Source organism: Sporosarcina sp. JAI121, assembly GCF_013408665.1.
Lineage (GTDB): Bacteria > Bacillota > Bacilli > Bacillales_A > Planococcaceae > Sporosarcina.
Map to the genome: position 1 here is coordinate 1899101 of NZ_JACCCL010000001.1, position 17734 is coordinate 1916834.

Annotated in this window: 13 protein-coding genes and 1 other annotated feature; all 13 genes read right to left on the minus strand. The window is 44.6% G+C overall.

The annotated features are described in order from the left end of the window. Positions 1 to 18: 18 nt before the first annotated feature. The 13 genes from HDC33_RS08945 to HDC33_RS09005 all read right to left on the minus strand — a co-directional run bounded on the left by HDC33_RS08945 (position 19) and on the right by HDC33_RS09005 (position 17511). A complete protein-coding gene (locus tag HDC33_RS08945) occupies positions 19 to 2667 on the minus strand; it encodes a valine--tRNA ligase (protein ID WP_179392104.1) in 2649 nt (882 codons plus the stop codon). Positions 2668 to 2712: 45 nt separating this feature from the next. Continuing rightward, positions 2713 to 2958 (minus strand) — a binding site (T-box leader). A 226-nt stretch (positions 2959 to 3184) separates the two neighbouring features. Further along, entirely contained in the window at positions 3185 to 3763 is a 579-nt protein-coding gene (locus tag HDC33_RS08950; RefSeq protein WP_179392105.1) for a hypothetical protein, read from the minus strand. 225 nt (positions 3764 to 3988) lie between these two features. Beyond that, positions 3989 to 5281, minus strand: coding sequence for a glutamate-1-semialdehyde 2,1-aminomutase (hemL, locus tag HDC33_RS08955; RefSeq protein ID WP_179392106.1), 1293 nt, complete (start codon positions 5279 to 5281; stop codon positions 3989 to 3991). Further along, positions 5282 to 6262 carry a porphobilinogen synthase gene (hemB, locus tag HDC33_RS08960; RefSeq protein ID WP_179392107.1) on the minus strand — a complete coding sequence of 327 codons (981 nt, stop codon included), beginning with the start codon at positions 6260 to 6262 and terminating at the stop codon, positions 5282 to 5284. It lies immediately after the preceding gene. A 5-nt stretch (positions 6263 to 6267) separates the two neighbouring features. Further along, a complete protein-coding gene (locus tag HDC33_RS08965) occupies positions 6268 to 7023 on the minus strand; it encodes a uroporphyrinogen-III synthase (RefSeq protein ID WP_179392108.1) in 756 nt (251 codons plus the stop codon). Then, entirely contained in the window at positions 7016 to 7945 is a 930-nt protein-coding gene (gene hemC / locus HDC33_RS08970; protein WP_179392109.1) for a hydroxymethylbilane synthase, read from the minus strand. The genes HDC33_RS08965 and hemC overlap by 8 nt, the downstream gene beginning before the upstream one ends. A gap of 100 nt (positions 7946 to 8045) precedes the next feature. Next, a complete protein-coding gene (locus HDC33_RS08975; RefSeq protein WP_179392110.1) occupies positions 8046 to 8876 on the minus strand; it encodes a cytochrome c biogenesis protein in 831 nt (276 codons plus the stop codon). A gap of 91 nt (positions 8877 to 8967) precedes the next feature. Then, positions 8968 to 10332 (minus strand): glutamyl-tRNA reductase, encoded by a 1365-nt coding sequence (gene hemA, locus HDC33_RS08980; protein WP_179392111.1) that lies wholly within the window; start codon positions 10330 to 10332, stop codon positions 8968 to 8970. Positions 10333 to 10698: 366 nt separating this feature from the next. Then, the gene (yihA, locus tag HDC33_RS08985; RefSeq protein ID WP_179392112.1) at positions 10699 to 11280 is read right to left on the minus strand and encodes a ribosome biogenesis GTP-binding protein YihA/YsxC; all 582 of its coding nucleotides are present in this window, start codon (positions 11278 to 11280) and stop codon (positions 10699 to 10701) included. Further along, positions 11277 to 13601, minus strand: a complete 2325-nt coding sequence (lon, locus tag HDC33_RS08990) for an endopeptidase La (protein ID WP_179392113.1) — start codon at positions 13599 to 13601, stop codon at positions 11277 to 11279. Before lon ends, yihA begins: the two co-directional genes overlap by 4 nt. A 121-nt stretch (positions 13602 to 13722) precedes the next feature. After that, complete coding sequence (gene clpX, locus HDC33_RS08995) at positions 13723 to 14988, minus strand: ATP-dependent protease ATP-binding subunit ClpX (protein ID WP_179392114.1); 1266 nt, start codon at positions 14986 to 14988, stop codon at positions 13723 to 13725. 151 nt (positions 14989 to 15139) lie between these two features. After that, positions 15140 to 16426: a trigger factor gene (gene tig, locus HDC33_RS09000; protein ID WP_179392115.1), complete on the minus strand. Its 1287-nt coding sequence runs from the start codon at positions 16424 to 16426 to the stop codon at positions 15140 to 15142. 110 nt (positions 16427 to 16536) lie between these two features. Continuing rightward, positions 16537 to 17511 carry a tetratricopeptide repeat protein gene (locus tag HDC33_RS09005; RefSeq protein WP_179392116.1) on the minus strand — a complete coding sequence of 325 codons (975 nt, stop codon included), beginning with the start codon at positions 17509 to 17511 and terminating at the stop codon, positions 16537 to 16539. Positions 17512 to 17734 lie beyond the last annotated feature (223 nt).

Here is a 17734-nt window from a genome sequence, read left to right on the forward strand (position 1 = left end):
AGGTCTTTCCTTCTCAAATCAAATTTCCTTCAATTCCTGCATACGACGTTCAACCGCCGCGTATTTTTCTAGATAGTCACTTTCTTTTGCACGTTCTTCTTCCACTACTGCTTCAGGTGCTTTGGACATGAAGCGTTCATTCGATAATTTGCCTTGAACGCGCTTTACTTCGCTTTGCCATTTCGCGAGCTCTTTTGTCAGACGCGCGATTTCTTCGTCGATATTGAGCAGGCCTTCTAGTGGCAAGAACAGTTCTGCTCCTGTAACGACTGCTGACATCGATTTGCCTGGGGCCGCGATGCCGTTGCCGACTGTCATTGTCTCTGGGTTGCAGAAACGTTCGATGTAGCTGCGGTTTTCCTCCAGTACGGCTACAGTCGCATCGTCTTTTGCCGAGATGTATAAAGGAACTTTTTTACTCAGTGGTGTATTCACTTCAGCTCGGATATTCCGTACTGCGCGGATAATATCCATAAGCAATTTCATATCTGTTGCACGAGTTTTATCAGTCAGTGTTGCATCCGCAACCGGCCATGCAGCGACTGTGATTGAATCGCCTTCATGCGGTAGGTTCTGCCAGATTTCTTCCGTGATGAACGGCATGAACGGATGTAGCAGACGCATCGTGTTATCGAGCACATACGCAAGAACGGAACGCGTCATTTTCTTCGCTGTTTCGTCTTCACCGTACAATGGCAGTTTCGCCATTTCAATGTACCAGTCACAGAAATCATCCCAGATGAAGTTGTAAAGCGCACGGCCAACTTCACCGAACTCATAGCGGTCAGCAAGCTTTGTCACTTGTTCGATCGTTTCATTCAATCGAGTCAGAATCCATGCATCTGCAACGGATTTTTCACCTGATAAATCGATTTCATCGTATGTCATGCCATCCATGTTCATGAGCGCAAAACGGGAGGCATTCCAGATTTTATTGGCAAAGTTCCAAATCGCTTCAACTTTCTCAGTCGAGTAGCGAAGGTCCTGCCCTGGCGATGAGCCTGTCGATAAGAAGTAGCGCAATGCATCCGCGCCGTATTTGTCGATGACATCCATCGGGTCGACACCATTGCCGAGTGATTTGGACATTTTACGGCCATCTTCTGCACGTACGAGTCCGTGTATTAAGACGTCTTTGAATGGACGTTGTTCCGTAAATTCAATTCCTTGGAATATCATCCGTGATACCCAGAAGAAGATGATGTCATAGCCTGTTACAAGGGCGTCTGTCGGGTAGTAACGCTTGAATTCCTCGTTGTCGACATCTGGCCAGCCTAAAGTAGAGAACGGCCATAGCGCGGATGAGAACCACGTATCGAGAACGTCATTGTCCTGGATCCAGTTTTCACTATCCGCGGGTGCTTCATGACCAACATACACTTCGCCCGTTTCATTATGGTACCAAGCCGGAATGCGATGGCCCCACCAAAGTTGGCGCGAGATACACCAGTCATGGATATTTTCCATCCAGCCTAAATAGGTTTTTTCGAAACGGTCCGGTACGAAGTTCACTTTCCCTTCTTCTTGTTGCAATTTGATCGCTTCATCAGCTAGCGGCTGCATTTTGACGAACCATTGTGTTGATAAATATGGTTCGACGACAGCACCGCTGCGCTCTGAGTGACCGACGGAATGTAGATGCTCTTCGATGTTGAATAAAACGCCCATTTCCTGCAAATCTTTGACGATTTCTTTACGGCATTCGAAGCGGTCCATTCCTTCGTATTTGCCGGCAAGGTTGTTCATGGAACCGTCTTCGTTCATAACGAGGACACGTGGAAGATTGTGACGGTTGCCGATTTCAAAGTCATTTGGGTCATGCGCTGGTGTAATTTTCACCGCACCGCTTCCAAATTCCATGTCGACATAGTCATCTGCGATAATCGGGATTTCGCGACCGACAATCGGCAATTTAACCGTTTTACCGATTAAATGTTTATAGCGGTCGTCTTCCGGATGGACTGCGACTGCGGTATCACCAAGCATTGTTTCAGGGCGTGTTGTCGCAATTTCGATGCTGTCCGTTCCGTCCGCCAGTGGGTAGCGCATATGATAGAATGCACCCTGCACATCTTTATGAATAACTTCGATATCAGAGATAGCCGTTTTTGTTGCCGGATCCCAGTTGATGATATATTCACCGCGGTAGATGAGACCTTTGTTGTAGAGCTTGACGAATACTTCCTGTACTGCTTTCGACAGACTTTCATCTAGCGTGAATCGTTCACGTGAATAATCCAGACCGAGACCAAGTTTCGCCCACTGCTCACGGATATGACCGGCGTATTCATCTTTCCATTTCCATGTTTCTTCAACGAATTTTTCACGGCCTAAATCATAGCGTGAAATCCCGCTTTCACGAAGTTTTGCTTCAACGCGTGCCTGTGTCGCAATTCCTGCGTGGTCCATTCCAGGCAGCCATAATGCGTCATAGCCTTGCATCCGTTTCATGCGTGTCATGATGTCTTGCAACGTTGTATCCCAGGCGTGGCCTAGGTGAAGTTTGCCTGTGACGTTCGGGGGCGGGATGACAATCGTATACGGTTTTTTATCGCTCTCTGGTTGTGCTTCAAAGTACTTTCCTTTAAGCCACCATTCATAACGGCCTGATTCAATCGTCTGCGGATCGTATTTCGTCGGCATTGATGTGTTGTTTTCAATTGACATGTTGTTTCCTCCTTTATTTTTGGGTACAAAAAAACTCCTATCGCCTTAAAGGACGAAGGAGCTATTCGCGGTACCACCTTTATTCGTGCACATAAAAGAACAGTGCACCTTAAACTTCGATAACGGCTTCAAACCGGCTTCCGCTATTACGAATGTTTTCATTTTGAAAACAGCCTCTTCACGGAAACTGCTCATGGGTGACATTCAGTGAATTTTTGACAGGCCCTTTCACCACCGGAACCCTCTCTTCAGTCCAAACAATACACGTACTATCCCAATCATCGCATCCATATGCAGTTACCATGATTGTAACGGAACAGCTTATCAAACGTCAAGTATATTACGAAAGGATTGTGTCATGCGAAGATCATATAACCCTTATCTATTGCCGCCCTGGCTTCGGAAATGCAGGTTTTATTGCAAAGGGATCATAATTCCGATTTGCATCTTTCAATTGATTCGTTTATTGATCGTTCCGACTACCGGCGATTTTCTTCTGTTATGTTTGCTCTGCGGATTAGCTTTCGTTCTTTACAAAAACATCATTTGAACGGAATTGCGTCGTCGATAGGCCGTCTGTAAGATCAGCTATGAATGATAGCACTTCATCCGTTTCGATGAATGGAGTGCTTTCAATTGTTGCAACAGGTGTCGCAGCTACTAGTTGCACTTCCTCTGGCTCTTCCACTATTGCAACCTTCTTTGTGTACGTACATTCTACCTTCCAAGTCACTTCGTAAGTACCTTGTCCGTCCGGTTTACCTGTCGCCTGTGTCACCGCAATGTCCAGTGGGCTCTCCGCTTCCGACGGCAGGTCAATATTGAGCGGTACCGCGTATTCAAAATATCCGTCTTTGCCATCCAGTTCAACATCGTCAATGAGGATGTACGAATCGTTGAATTCCCCCGAGCGAAGGACCCCTTCATCAAATTCGACATTCGCCGCAATATGATAAATGCCTGTCAGCCGGACCGCATCTTCTGATCGTTCTTCGGTGAATATGGGCGTTACTGTCACCGATTGTACCCCCGTCGGTACACCTGCATGTTCCGGGAAATAAAAGTTTTCCTGCATAGGCCATTGTTTTTTCTCCATTACTATTCCCTCCCTCTATTCCTTCACAAACAATTGTATGCTTGGTACGGTTGGGATAGAAGAAAAAATAAGGGAACGTAAATATCCCCCGATCGGAAAACCGATCGGGGGATATTTCTATTGTATTAATTATTAAAACAAACATGAATTTCACGTTTGTTTTTGAATTGACTTGGTGACTGTCACTCGCACTACTCGCACCGCACCTAGACGGCACTGCAAGCATTACGCACGCAGTTTGGCAAATACGGTATGGAACGCTTCGACCGTTTTTGCAATATGCTCTTCGGTATGAGCGGTCGATAGGAACATGCCTTCGAACTGGGATGGCGGAAGGAAGATGCCTTCTTCTGCCATCAAGCGGTAGTAATCAGCGAACAATGCTAGATCGGATGTTTTTGCCTTGTCATAATTCAACACTTTTTCATTGGTGAAGAAAAAGCCGATCATTGAGCCTGCGCGGTTTACAGTGTGAGGAATATCATACTTTTCCGCAGCTGCACGGAAACCGGCTTCGAGCTGATCACCGAGTTTCATGAAATGATTGTACGAATCAGGTGTCAGTTTTTTCAACGTTTCGATACCGGCAGTCATTGCAAGCGGATTACCTGATAACGTGCCTGCTTGATAAATCGTCCCTGCAGGAGCCATATTTTCTAAGATTTCACGTTTCCCACCGTATGCGCCGACCGGTAAACCGCCGCCGATTACTTTTCCAAGACAAGTAATGTCAGGCGTCACACCATAATGGCCTTGTGCACAATTGTAACCTACGCGGAAGCCCGTCATCACTTCATCGAAAATGAGAAGTGAACCGTTTTTCTCTGTCAGTTCACGCAGTCCTTCAAGGAAACTAGGTTCAGGAGGCACAACTCCCATATTACCTGCGACAGGCTCGACGATGATAGCCGCTAAGTCATCACCGAATTCGTCGATGGCGACTTTCACACTGTTCAAATCGTTATAGGCAACGGTAATCGTGTTTACCGCTACTGATTCAGGTACTCCCGGGCTATCCGGAAGACCGAGTGTAGCGACACCGGAGCCCGCTTTAATGAGGAGCGAGTCGGCATGACCATGGTAGCATCCTTCAAATTTCAAAATCTTATTGCGACCCGTATAACCACGTGCCAGACGCAATGCACTCATCGTTGCTTCCGTACCTGATGACACCATGCGAATCATCTCGATTGAAGGAACGCGCTCGATAACAAGTTGCGCAAGTTCATTTTCCGCCAATGTAGGTGCACCGAAACTTGCCCCGGTTTCCGCGACACGTTTGATGCCCTCTACAACATCGGGATCGGAATGGCCATGAATTAGCGGCCCCCATGACAGGACGTAATCGATGTATTCATTGCCATCGATATCCGTAATCATGGCGCCTTTTCCGCTTTGCATGAAAATCGGGTCCATATTGACAGATTTAAATGCGCGTACAGGAGAGTTTACTCCCCCCGGCATAAGATTTACAGCTTCCGCAAATGCTTGTTTCGACTTTTCATAGTTTTTTTCCAATTACTTCTCCTCCAGCCAGCGTGCCGCATCTTTTGCATGGTACGTCATAACGAGATCCGCACCCGCACGCTTCATACTTGTCAACGTTTCAAGAACGATTTCTTTTTCATTAACCCAGCCATTTTGTGCCGCCGCTTTGACCATGGCGTATTCACCGCTCACATTATAAGCGACAACCGGCAATGTGAAATTGTCTTTGACATCACGCATGATGTCTAAATACGAAAGTGCCGGTTTAACGATCAGGAAGTCCGCGCCTTCAGCAACGTCAGATTCCGCTTCACGCATTGCTTCCAGTCGGTTTGCAGGATCCATCTGGTATGTTTTGCGGTCACCTGATTGTGGCGTGGATTCCGCTGCGTCACGGAATGGTCCGTAATAAGCGGATGCATATTTCACCGCATACGACATAATCGGGATATGTTCAAAACCAGACGCGTCTAAACCTTGGCGAATGGCCGCCACAAAACCGTCCATCATATTCGACGGCGCGATGATGTCCGCGCCCGCCTTCGCTTGGCTAACTGCAGTACGCGCAAGCAATTCCAACGATGGATCGTTTAATACGTTCCCGCCTTCCAGGACACCGCAATGACCATGGTCCGTATATTGGCACAGGCAGGTATCCGCAATGACAATAAGGTCAGGATAACGTTCTTTTGCAAAGCGGGTCGCTTTTTGGACAATTCCTTGATCCGAATAAGCTTCTGATCCCAATTCGTCCTTTGTTGCTGGAAGGCCGAATAGAATGATTGATGGAATTCCAAGTGAAACAACTTCGTCAAGTTCAGTTGCGAAATGGTCAAGCGACTTTTGGAAAACGCCCGGCATAGAAGCGATCGGATTATTGATATCTTCCCCATCAATGACAAAAATGGGATAGATGAAATCCTCTTTTCTCAAAACAGTTTCCTTTACCATTGAACGTAATGTTTTCGACGTGCGTAAACGTCTGTTACGTCTGAAATGTAGTGTATCCAATGTTATCATTCCTTCCGTCCCGCCAACTTTTCGACGAGATCCAATAGTGTGTATGTATCTGGCCTGACATGTACAACCGCGCCAGCTTCAATAAGCGCCTTTTCTGTTACATGCCCAATGGCCCCGATTGTATAATCGGTCCAACCTGTCCGTGGAGCAATTTCCTCAGCAAAAACGGCTACTGCAGAAGGACTTGCGAACAAGACATTCAAATGCTGCTTTTGCTGTAATAAATCAATTAGAGAATCGATGGAGCCATATGCACGCTCTGTCGTATAAACTGTCCATTCATCCACTTCAAAAGGGAGTTCCTCTTTTATGGTGACCCCGGCAATCGATCCGCGCAGGAACAATATACGGCGTATATCTGTTTCAACCGGATTAAACTCCTTGACGAATGTATCCGCACTGAACACGGTCGGAATGAACTCCACAGTAAACCCGAGCCTTTCGAGCGCTTCGGCCGTACGGGTTCCAACCGCAGCTATTTTCGCTGGAATCGATTCCGGAGAAACATTGTGGCGAACAAGTTTAGCATCAAACGCAGCAACCGCACTTTGACTTGTGAAGATCAACCAGTCATAGGTAGGACATGCATTCAAACGGAGTTCATCGGTCTGTTCCACTAACTCCGCCACTTGAATAAGAGGTAAGGAAACTGGCGTGCCACCGTAGCGCTCCACCAGTTCAAATACATCTTCCGACTTCGGCGTTCCTGTAAAGATGATTGTTTCTCCTAGCAGTGGTTGACTGTCACGCATCCATATCCGCCTTCACTTTCTCAATCACTTCTGAAGCCCCTTCGGCACGTAGTGTCTTCGCAACTTCCATGCCGGCTTCAACGGGATCCGTACCAGTGTAAGTCTTTTTAAATACTTGTGTCGCATCGGGAGAAGCAATATAGCCAGTCAATTCAACTTCACTGCCATTATAATTTGCAAAGCCGGCAATCGGAACTTGGCATGAACCATCCATCTCGCTAAGGAAAGTGCGCTCCGCTTCGATTTCTTTCCACGTTTTTTCATCTGTCAATTTCGCAAGTTCTGCAAGTAATTCTTTATCGTCTGCGCGGCATTCAATTGCAAGCGCACCTTGACCGACAGCAGGAATGCAATCCTCGACGGACATGTATTCCGTCGTGATGTCTTCATTCCACCCCATCCGTTTCATGCCTGCAGCAGCCAGTAGAATCGCATCGTATTCACCATCGTACATTTTTTTCAGGCGCGTATCGATATTGCCGCGAATCCATTTGATGTCAAGATCCGGACGGAGAAGGAGCAATTGTGAACTCCGGCGTAAACTGGATGTTCCCACGACTGCGCCTACAGGCAAGTCCATGAATTTTACATGATTTTTGGAAATGAATGCGTCTCGAGCGTCTTCGCGCGGTGGGATACAGCCGATCACTAGCCCTTCTGGAAGAACCGCAGGCATGTCTTTCATGCTATGTACAGCGAAATCGATTTCTTTATCGAACAGCGCTTGCTCGATTTCTTTCACGAAAAGCCCTTTACCGCCGACTTTTGATAACATCACATCAAGGATTTGATCGCCTTTTGTAACAATTTCTTTCACTTCGAATTCAAATGGAGCGCCTGCAGCTTTCATCTGTTCGATGAACCAGTTCGTTTGTGTTATTGCAAGTTTACTTCTTCTTGAACCTACTATTATTTTTCTCATTTTAATTAATCCAACCTTTCATTTTGTATAGACTCCAGCGCCTAGCCTCTCGACTACCTTCTGTCTTGTCGGGGCTGAACTGGCGCTGGCGCTTTTCTTCTTATATCCAAAAATGGAATTCAGATAATTTGCTTCCGAGGAAAAAATTGATGATGACAAATAGGAACGCGAATACGTTCGCCCATGCAAAGTCATTCCCCGTTAGCTTACCACTCCGCTTTAAGAATAATACAGAACCGTAAACGGCGAGCAGGAAAAACGATCCGATAATTTTCATATCAAAAAAAGACCACGTCTCCAGCGCGACAATTGCCCACTGCACACCAAGAACCAGACTGACAAACAAGAATGGGATACCCGTATATAGTGCAGCTTTCATCCCGATATCCGTCTGATGCAAGGAAGGAAGCCTGCCGAATTGTTTTGACCATTTCTTTTTCTTTAAAATCTTATACACAAGAAGATAGAGAATCGAAAAGACGAATGACATCGCAAATGCGGCATAGGACAAAATTGCAAATGTAATATGAATGAATAAAAGTTCCGAGATAAGGGCTTCCCCTATTGGTGATTGTTCTATTTGCAAAGGTGCGAATGTATGAATCGTCATGAAAATGAAACCAATCACGTTTAAGAAAAAGACGGCGTGACCGACTTTGTAAAACAAATGCAAGACAATCGATAAAGTAATCAAAAGCCAGGCGTAAAAATAAATTCCCTCAAAAAGAGTGAGAACGGGAAACCTTTTCCATTCAATTATATACATCGCGAGAAAGAATGTTTGAAGCAAGTAGACGACGGATAATATCCAGAAAGCGCTTCGATGTGCAAATGTATCTTTATTCAAGTAATCTATAAAATAAAATACGAGGCTCATTGCATATAGCACGACCATCACTTCATGCAGCCTCGCCATCATCATTTCAGCCATGATAACTTCTCTGCCTTTCCGAACTAATAGAGGCGTTTCCGCATCTATAGTGTATCACACACTGATGCGAAAACGCCCCTTTGACAAACCTTCAAAATGTCAAATCCGGTTGTGCCGTAGCATGTCTTTCCGCTCTGACTTTTAACCGTTCCCTCGCCTGTTTTGCAAGTGATTCCTTCTCTTTCACTACATCTTCGTCGATGCCGAAAATTTGCTGAAATAGTTCCAACTTCTCGGTTGCCTTCGAATCCATTGAAAGTTCTTTCACCTGTAAAATAGGATCTTTCAATAATTGATTGACAATCGATTTTGTATGTTTACTTAACACTTTCTTCTCTCGTTCCGTCAAGTTGGGCATTTTGTTCTCAATACTTGCCATCGTTTCCGACTGAATACGATGCGCTTTTTGACGAAGTGCCGAGATGACAGGAACTACCCCAAGCGTGGCAATCCATTCCTTGAATACGACAATTTCCTGTTCAATCATAAGACCAATTTCTTCAGCCGCCCGCTTTCTTTCCGCGAGGTTCGCTTCGACAATACCTTGTAAATCGTCAATATCGTAAAGGAATACATTCGGTAAATCGCTGATACGCGGATCCAAGTCACGCGGTACCGCAATATCGACCATAAAAATCGGTCTTCCCTTACGCAGCCGTTCCACCAATTGCATAAGTTCAAAGTCGATAACGAAGTCATTAGCTCCTGTTGAACTTATCAGTACATCCGCTTCCAACAATGTGCATTGCAGTTCGGCCATCGACTTTGCTACCCCTCCGAATTTATCGGCGAGTACTTCCGCCTTCGAAAGTGTTCTGTTGACAACGGTCACTTTACTCGCACCGCTTCCATGCAAGTTCTTGAGGGCAAGTTCGCCCATCTCTCCTGCTCCAAGAATTGCGATATGCTTGTTATCCAAAGTTCCGAAAATCTTTTTACCAAGTTCTACAGCCGCATAGGAAACCGATACAGCATTATCACCGATCGCAGTTTCAGTGTGAGCTTTTTTCGCGAGTGTTACAGCTTGTTTGAATAACTCATTAAAAACAGTACCTGTCGTACCGATCGTTTGGCCCTCAAGGAAACTGTCCCGGACTTGTCCTAGTATTTGTGTTTCACCAAGAACCATGGAGTCAATTCCTGCTGAAACGCGCATCAAGTGCTCAATGGCCCCGTCGTTTTCCATGATGACTAAATGTGATGAGAATGTTTCAAGCGGCAAATCAAACCATTCAGCCAGGAAATTCTTCACATAGTAGCGGCCTGTATGCAACTGATCAACAACTGCGTAAATTTCAGTCCGGTTACAAGTCGATATAATAATGTTTTCTAATATACTTTTTTGCTGTTGCAATGTTTGCATCGCCTGTGGCAGTTCTGTTTCAACGAAAGATAATTTTTCTCTTATTTCAACAGGTGCTGTACGGTGATTGACACCGATTACGATTGTATGCATCAGGTGGTCACACCTTTCACGTTCTATTTCATGCTTCCATTGTACCATACGGCTGTCCCGTTACCTGCTGGGAATTGTGAACAACCTATGACTCTGAACGGTTTCACATATTTATTTATAATCATTATAATCTAATTCTAACAGCCCTTCGAATCACAAGCAATAAAAGTGCACCAGTTTATATGGGTTTGAAATTGTCATAATAAAGTAACCGTCCAATCTGACAAAAAGGATGAACAATACAACATAAGAAAAACGGCAGGACTAATTTATTATACTGCGCTATTGTACAACAATCTATACTACAGCGCATGAAAAATCCGGAAGACGATGCAATTATCGCCTTCCGGATTTCCGCTTTCAAACCTACATTCTACTTTCGATTTCTTTCCACGCCGCTTCCATACCGATACCCTTCTCAGATGAAAAGACGATGAGAGAATCGTACGGACGCATATCAAGCGTTTCACGAACAACTTTTTTATGCTTTTCCCATTTCCCTTTTGGAATTTTATCCGCTTTCGTCGCGATAACGATTGCAGGCATATTATTATTGACAAGGAAATCATACATGGCACAATCATCGGCACTTGGAGCATGGCGTAAGTCAACAATTAGAACGACAGCACGCAGGGGCTCCCTTTCCGTCATATATTGCTGGATGAATTTTCCCCATGTTTCACGGGATGATTTCGATACTTTTGCATAGCCATATCCCGGGACATCCACGAAAAATAGCTGCTCTTCAATCTTATAAAAATTTAGTGTTTGTGTCTTGCCGGGTTTAGAAGATGTTCGGGCAAGACTCTTTCTCCCAATCATCTTGTTAATGAACGATGATTTTCCAACATTGGATCGGCCTGCTAACGCAAATTCCGGATACCCTTCTGTCGGATATTGTTCTGGTCGTACAGCACTCATTATCATTTCAACGTTATGGACTTTCATTTGGAAGTCTCCTCCAATGCAATTTCGAGGACCTCTTCTGCGTCAGAAACGAGTTTAAATGTCAATTCCTCCCGGACGCTTTCTGGAATATCTTCGATGTCGCGCTCATTGTCGATTGGCAAGATAATTGTCGTCAAGCCGGCACGATGAGCACTTAATGTTTTTTCTTTCACTCCGCCAATCGGCAAAACTCTGCCGCGCAAAGTGATTTCACCTGTCATACCGACTTCGCGGCGTACTGGCCGTTTTGTCAAGCTGGAGACAAGCGCTGTAGCAATGGTCACACCAGCAGATGGACCGTCTTTCGGTATTGCCCCTTCGGGAACGTGTATATGGATATCATATTTTTCATGGAAGTCTGGATCGATACCAAATTCCACTGTTTTCGAACGAACGTAGGACAATGCAGTTTGAGCGGATTCCTTCATGACATCTCCAAGTTTCCCCGTCAGTATAAGTTTACCTTTTCCTGGCGATAAAGAAACCTCAATCTGCAAAGTATCCCCGCCAACTTGCGTATAAGCAAGGCCGGTTGCGACACCGATTTGATTGACAGTCTCGGCCTGGCCATATCTGAATTTCTTTTTACCGATAAGCTGCTCGAGCGTCCTAGGACTGATCGTAATGCTTTTCTTTTCTCCAGTGACAATCAGTTTCGCGGCCTTACGGCAAATACCCGCAATTTGACGTTCCAAGCCACGCACTCCCGCCTCGCGCGTGTAATATCTTACGATGTCCTGGATTGCAGGGTCGCTGATACGCACTTGTGATTTCGTCAAGCCATGCTCTTTCAATTGTTTGGGAATCAAGTGGTTTTTTGCGATGGTACGCTTCTCAATTTCCGTATAACCGGCGATTGATATGATTTCCATACGGTCTCGAAGCGGTCCTGGAATCGCGCTTAAATCGTTCGAAGTGGCGATGAATAAAACTTTCGATAAATCATAAGGCTCTTCGATATAATGATCACTGAATTTATTATTCTGTTCAGGGTCGAGTACTTCAAGCATAGCGGAAGATGGATCACCACGGAAGTCATTCGACATCTTATCAATTTCATCCAAAAGGAATACGGGATTGACCGTTCCCGCTTTTTTCATCCCTTGGATGATCCGGCCAGGCATCGCGCCGACATATGTCCGTCTATGCCCACGTATTTCCGATTCATCTCGCACCCCGCCAAGTGAAATACGGATAAACTTCCTGCCGAGGGATTCAGCGATAGATCTAGCGAGAGAGGTTTTCCCCACACCTGGAGGTCCATCAAGGCATAGGATCGGTCCCCGCAATGAATTCGTCAACTGCCGAACCGCCAAATATTCAAGTATGCGTTCCTTCACTTTCTCGAGACCATCATGATCACGATTCAGGATTTCCTCTGAACGGTTAATGTCAAGTTGATCTTTTGATGCTTCCGACCACGGTAACGTAACGAGCCACTCAATATAATTTCGGATGACTCCGCTTTCAGCCGCAGCGGATGGTATTTTTTCATATCTATCGAGCTCTCGCAAGGCAGCTTCTTTAACAGCTTCCGGCATTCCTGCTTTGTCAATGCGTTCAGTCAAGTCTGCAACTTCCAAACCTTTACCATCTTTATCGCCCAGTTCTGTTTGGATTGCCTTCATCTGTTCACGCAAGTAAAATTCTTTTTGGGTTCGCTCCATCGCTTCCCTGACACGCTCATTAATTTTCTTTTCAAGGTTAAGAACTTCCTGTTCGTTGTAAAGCCTGCTCGTGAGCCACTCGAGACGTTCATTGACATTGGTCGTTTCCAGGACTTCCTGCTTCGCAACGAGTTTGAGGGGCAAGTGGGAAGCAACCGTGTCTGCAAGTCTTCCCGGTTCAATAATGGAGGCAACGGAATCATATGTCTCCTCCGTCACCTTTTTTGAAATTTTCGAATACTTTTTGAAATATGTAAGCAGTGTTCTCATGAGTGCTTCTGATTCCAAGTCAACTTTCTCGTCATCCGGGTAACCGATGACTTCAACGACAGGATAAAGATCCGCTTCCTCATAATTGAACCATTCAGCACGTTCGATTCCTTCAATTAATATTCGATACGTCTCGTTCGGTAACTGCGTCATTGACTTTACGTATGCCAATGTACCCATTTTATACAAGTCTTCCGGTTCGGGGTTTTCTAAACTTATATCTTTTTGCGTTGCAAGGAATATAAGGTTGTCTTGGGCAATAGCGTGTTCAATGGCAAATACGGAGCGTTCTCTTCCAACATCAATATGTAAAATCATCGTAGGGTAAACTAGCAGCCCTCTTAGTGGCAGTACAGGTATATTAGACAATTTATTTGTTACCATGCGGAAGTCACCTCCATTAATTATGTATATCCAATTTTATAATCATTAAAACGTTTAAAAAGCTGACCACCGATTAGCGCATTTTCACGCGCGTCGTCGGAGTCAGCTCTTCCTTCAGGCGTTACGCCGAGTCTTTCTCATTATCCAAGTGAACTCGGGTACCGTCCTCTGTTAAAAGAATCGGATTTGATTGCCCCAAGACAGAATCTTTTGTAATGACACATTCTGAAACTTCATCAAGTGAAGGCAGTTCGTACATTACGTCAAGCATGATATTTTCGATGATTGAACGCAGACCACGAGCACCTGTTTTCCGAGTGATTGCCTCTTTTGAAATTTCAAGCAATGCATCATCTTCGAAACGCAATGCAACACCATCAAGCTCAAACATTTTTTGGTATTGCTTCACAATTGCATTTTTCGGAAGCGTCAGGATCTGATAGAGTGTGTCTTCGCTCAACTGTTCAAGACTTGCAAGAACAGGCAAACGACCGATGAATTCCGGGATCAGTCCGAAACGCTGAAGATCTTCCGGAATCAGTTTTGCAAGGTAAGATTCCTCTTCGTTGACAGTGTTTGGATCAGCACCGAATCCGATCACTTTTTGACCGATACGACGCTTGATGATTTCTTCGATGCCGTCGAATGCTCCCCCAACAATAAAGAGGATATTCGTCGTATCGATTTGGATGAATTCTTGATGAGGGTGTTTGCGACCGCCTTGTGGTGGCACGCTCGCAACGGTCCCTTCAAGGATTTTAAGAAGTGCCTGTTGGACGCCTTCCCCTGATACATCTCGAGTAATGGACGCATTTTCGGATTTCCGTGCAACTTTATCGATTTCATCAATATAGATGATCCCTTTTTCTGCACGTTCCACATCGTAATCTGCCGCTTGAATCAGTTTCAACAGAATATTCTCAACGTCTTCACCGACATAGCCTGCTTCAGTCAATGAAGTAGCATCCGCAATCGCGAACGGTACATCAAGAATCCTTGCAAGAGTCTGTGCGAGTAGTGTTTTCCCGCTGCCGGTAGGACCGATTAAAACAATATTGGATTTCGATAATTCAACATCATCAATCTTACTATTCGAGTTGACACGTTTATAATGATTATAGACAGCAACCGAAAGAGATTTCTTTGCACGATCCTGCCCAATCAGGTATTCATCGAGTATACTCTGTATTTCTTTCGGCTTCGGAACGTCTTTCAGCTCGAATCCTTCTTCAAGGCCGACTTCCTCTTCGACGATTTCAGCACAAAGTTCAACACATTCATCACAAATATAGACGCCTTGACCAGCGACTAGCTTACGAACCTGCTCCTGGGATTTCCCGCAAAAAGAACAGTTCAAGTTATCTTTTTCATCGTTAAATTTGAACATTATGCTCACCCCTATTCAAGTGACAATCTTACAAGATTCCCCGACTTTTATCAACTAATTAGAATTCTTCACTACACAGCAAGAAAGCTTATTAAGTCTTTCTATGAAAAACAAGGTACGGTCTTCCGTACCTTGTCCTTATTCCACTTTATTATTCAGTAATCTTTGCGTTTTCAACAAGGAATTCAACTGTTTTGTTAAAACGAAGATCGTTTTCAAGAACCGATGTTCCGCCAAGAGTCGTTTTGATCTGCTCAACATCCATGCCGAATTGTTCAGACATTTTTTCTAACTCTGCATTGATGTCTTCTTCAGCAACTTCGATGTTTTCAGCTTTACCGATTGCTTCAAGCGCCAATGAAACACGGACACGGTTTTGTGCATCGTCTTTCATTTGTGAACGAAGTGCTTCTTCATTCTGCCCGGAGAACTGGAAGTAAAGTTCAAGGTTCATACCTTGTGATTGAAGTCGTTGACCGAATTCTTCCATCATACGTTCAACTTCAGAATTAATCATCACTTCTGGAATTTCAACTTCCATGTTCTTAGCAGCTGCTTCAACTAGGTCATCACGAAGTGCTGTTTCAGATGCAGATTTTTTCTCTTCCAAAGTTTTTTCTTTCAACTTTGTACGCAATGCGTCAAGACTTTCCACTTCTTCATCAATTTCTTTTGCAAGTTCGTCATCTAGTGCAGGAATTTCTTTAGTTTTGATTTCGTGGATTTTCACCTTGAAAATCGCTTTTTTGCCAGCAAGTTCTGCAGCGTGATATTCTTCAGGGAATGTCACTTCAACATCTTTTTCTTCGTCTTGTTTCAAGCCGACCAATTGCTCTTCGAATCCAGGAATGAATGAACCTGAACCGATTTCAAGGTCGTACTGTTCAGCTTTACCGCCATCGAAAAGTTCTCCATCAACAGAGCCTTCGAAGTCGATTTTCACTGTATCGCCGTTTTCAACTGTACCGTCTTCTTTTACAGCCAATTCAGCGAATGCTTGTTGACGGTCTTTCAATTGCTCTTCGATTTCTTCGTCGGTAACTGCTGTTTCCTGACGTGTTACTTCAAGACCTTTATAGTCGCCAAGTTTCACTTCAGGCTTCAATGTGATAAGTGCTTTGAAAATAAGCTCTTTTCCTTTTTCCATTTGTTCGATGTCGATTTCAGGACGATCGATCGGCTCGACGCCTGCTTCGTCAAGAGCATTTGAATATGCTTCTGGTAGGATGAAATCAAGTGCTTCATTATAAAGTGATTCTACGCCATACATTTTTTCAAACATTTGACGTGGCATTTTCCCTTTACGGAATCCTGGCGCTTGAACCGTTTTCACGACTTTCTTGAATGCTTTATCAAGACCTGCTGTTACTACTTCTGCAGGTACTTCTACTGTTAGAGTCCCTTTGTTTCCTTCTTGTTTTTCCCATTTAACTGACATAATTAAATACCTCCGAATCATTTTGGCCAATATCTTTTCGTACGTATATACTCCATTGACAACCATTTTAGTATATCATAGTCTTTTCATCTTTCAACAGATTTCGCACTTTATGAAAGGTCCGAATCGTTGTCAATCTGCTGGATAAGTAAGTTGAGAGCTGTCTCAGGCACACGCTCACCTGAAAACAGGCTTTCTATGTAATTTACATAAGCTGCCGCGACTTCTACCGCTTGATAATCCCCCCATCCGAAAGGGAATGCAGTAATTGCGAATTTCTCAATAAGACCTTGCGCCATCTGTAACCTGGAAGGATCTTGAAATAGTAGACGTTCAATTTCCTCGCGTACCTTTTTCGTCAATTCATCCTGTCCCGGCAATGTCATTTCCGCTGGTACAATAGGTTTTTCCCAACCGAATTTACGGACGATAAGTTTTCCTGTATAACCCGTTTGGTGCAGAAGTGTCAAAGCGAATGTGAGGGCTAAGGGCGCCACATCATCTCGCTCGGCAATCGTCACAAGAAGCGGCGCTATAGCAGACAAGTCACTTCCTTCAAGTGAGGCAAGCGCATACTGTTGTGTCATTGCATCCATCTTCATGAATTCGTCTATTGTGAAGGTTTTCATTTGAATGCCCGGCTCTTCGTGCGCATAGCGCTCTGATAACCGTCCATTCAATTCCCGCAGATAATTGAATTTATTCAGCATTTCCGGCGGGACGATCCCCTCATCGATTAACGCATCGATCGTCATTTCAACTTCGTCGTACTCCTGCAACTGAATGCTGATAGTCAAATACAGTTCCATTGCATCGACGTAGTCAGCGGTTCCACTATGAAGAAGCCTTGCTGCTATTTCCTTTGCTCGTAGAAAGTCCTTTGTTTCGTAAAGGGCGACAGCGTAAGGGCCTAGAAATTCCGGATGGTCAGGTTCATAAACGATTGCCTGGTCAAATGCTTCCACCGCCAGTTCATATTCCTCTTGGTCAACGGCTAAATGGCCTTTTTCAACGAGTTTTTCAAATGTCCCTGGAAAGACAATAACATTTTCTTTTTTCCTGAGTCTTCCGTACTTCCTTCTCAATACGCTCACCTTCTTTCATTCATTTCCCACTATATCACAGCGATTTCGAATTTAACATTGATTGACGGGCGATTAACCAAAAAATCGTAGTAATTCAAGAATACGTGGAGGATTCTCCGTAATAAACGCTTCAACGCTCGGGGATGTCTCCCGCTGGTTTAGGGCTTTTACATATCTACTTCTTCCCCTACTATTTCATGTTCCTTCTATAGTAATGCTTCGG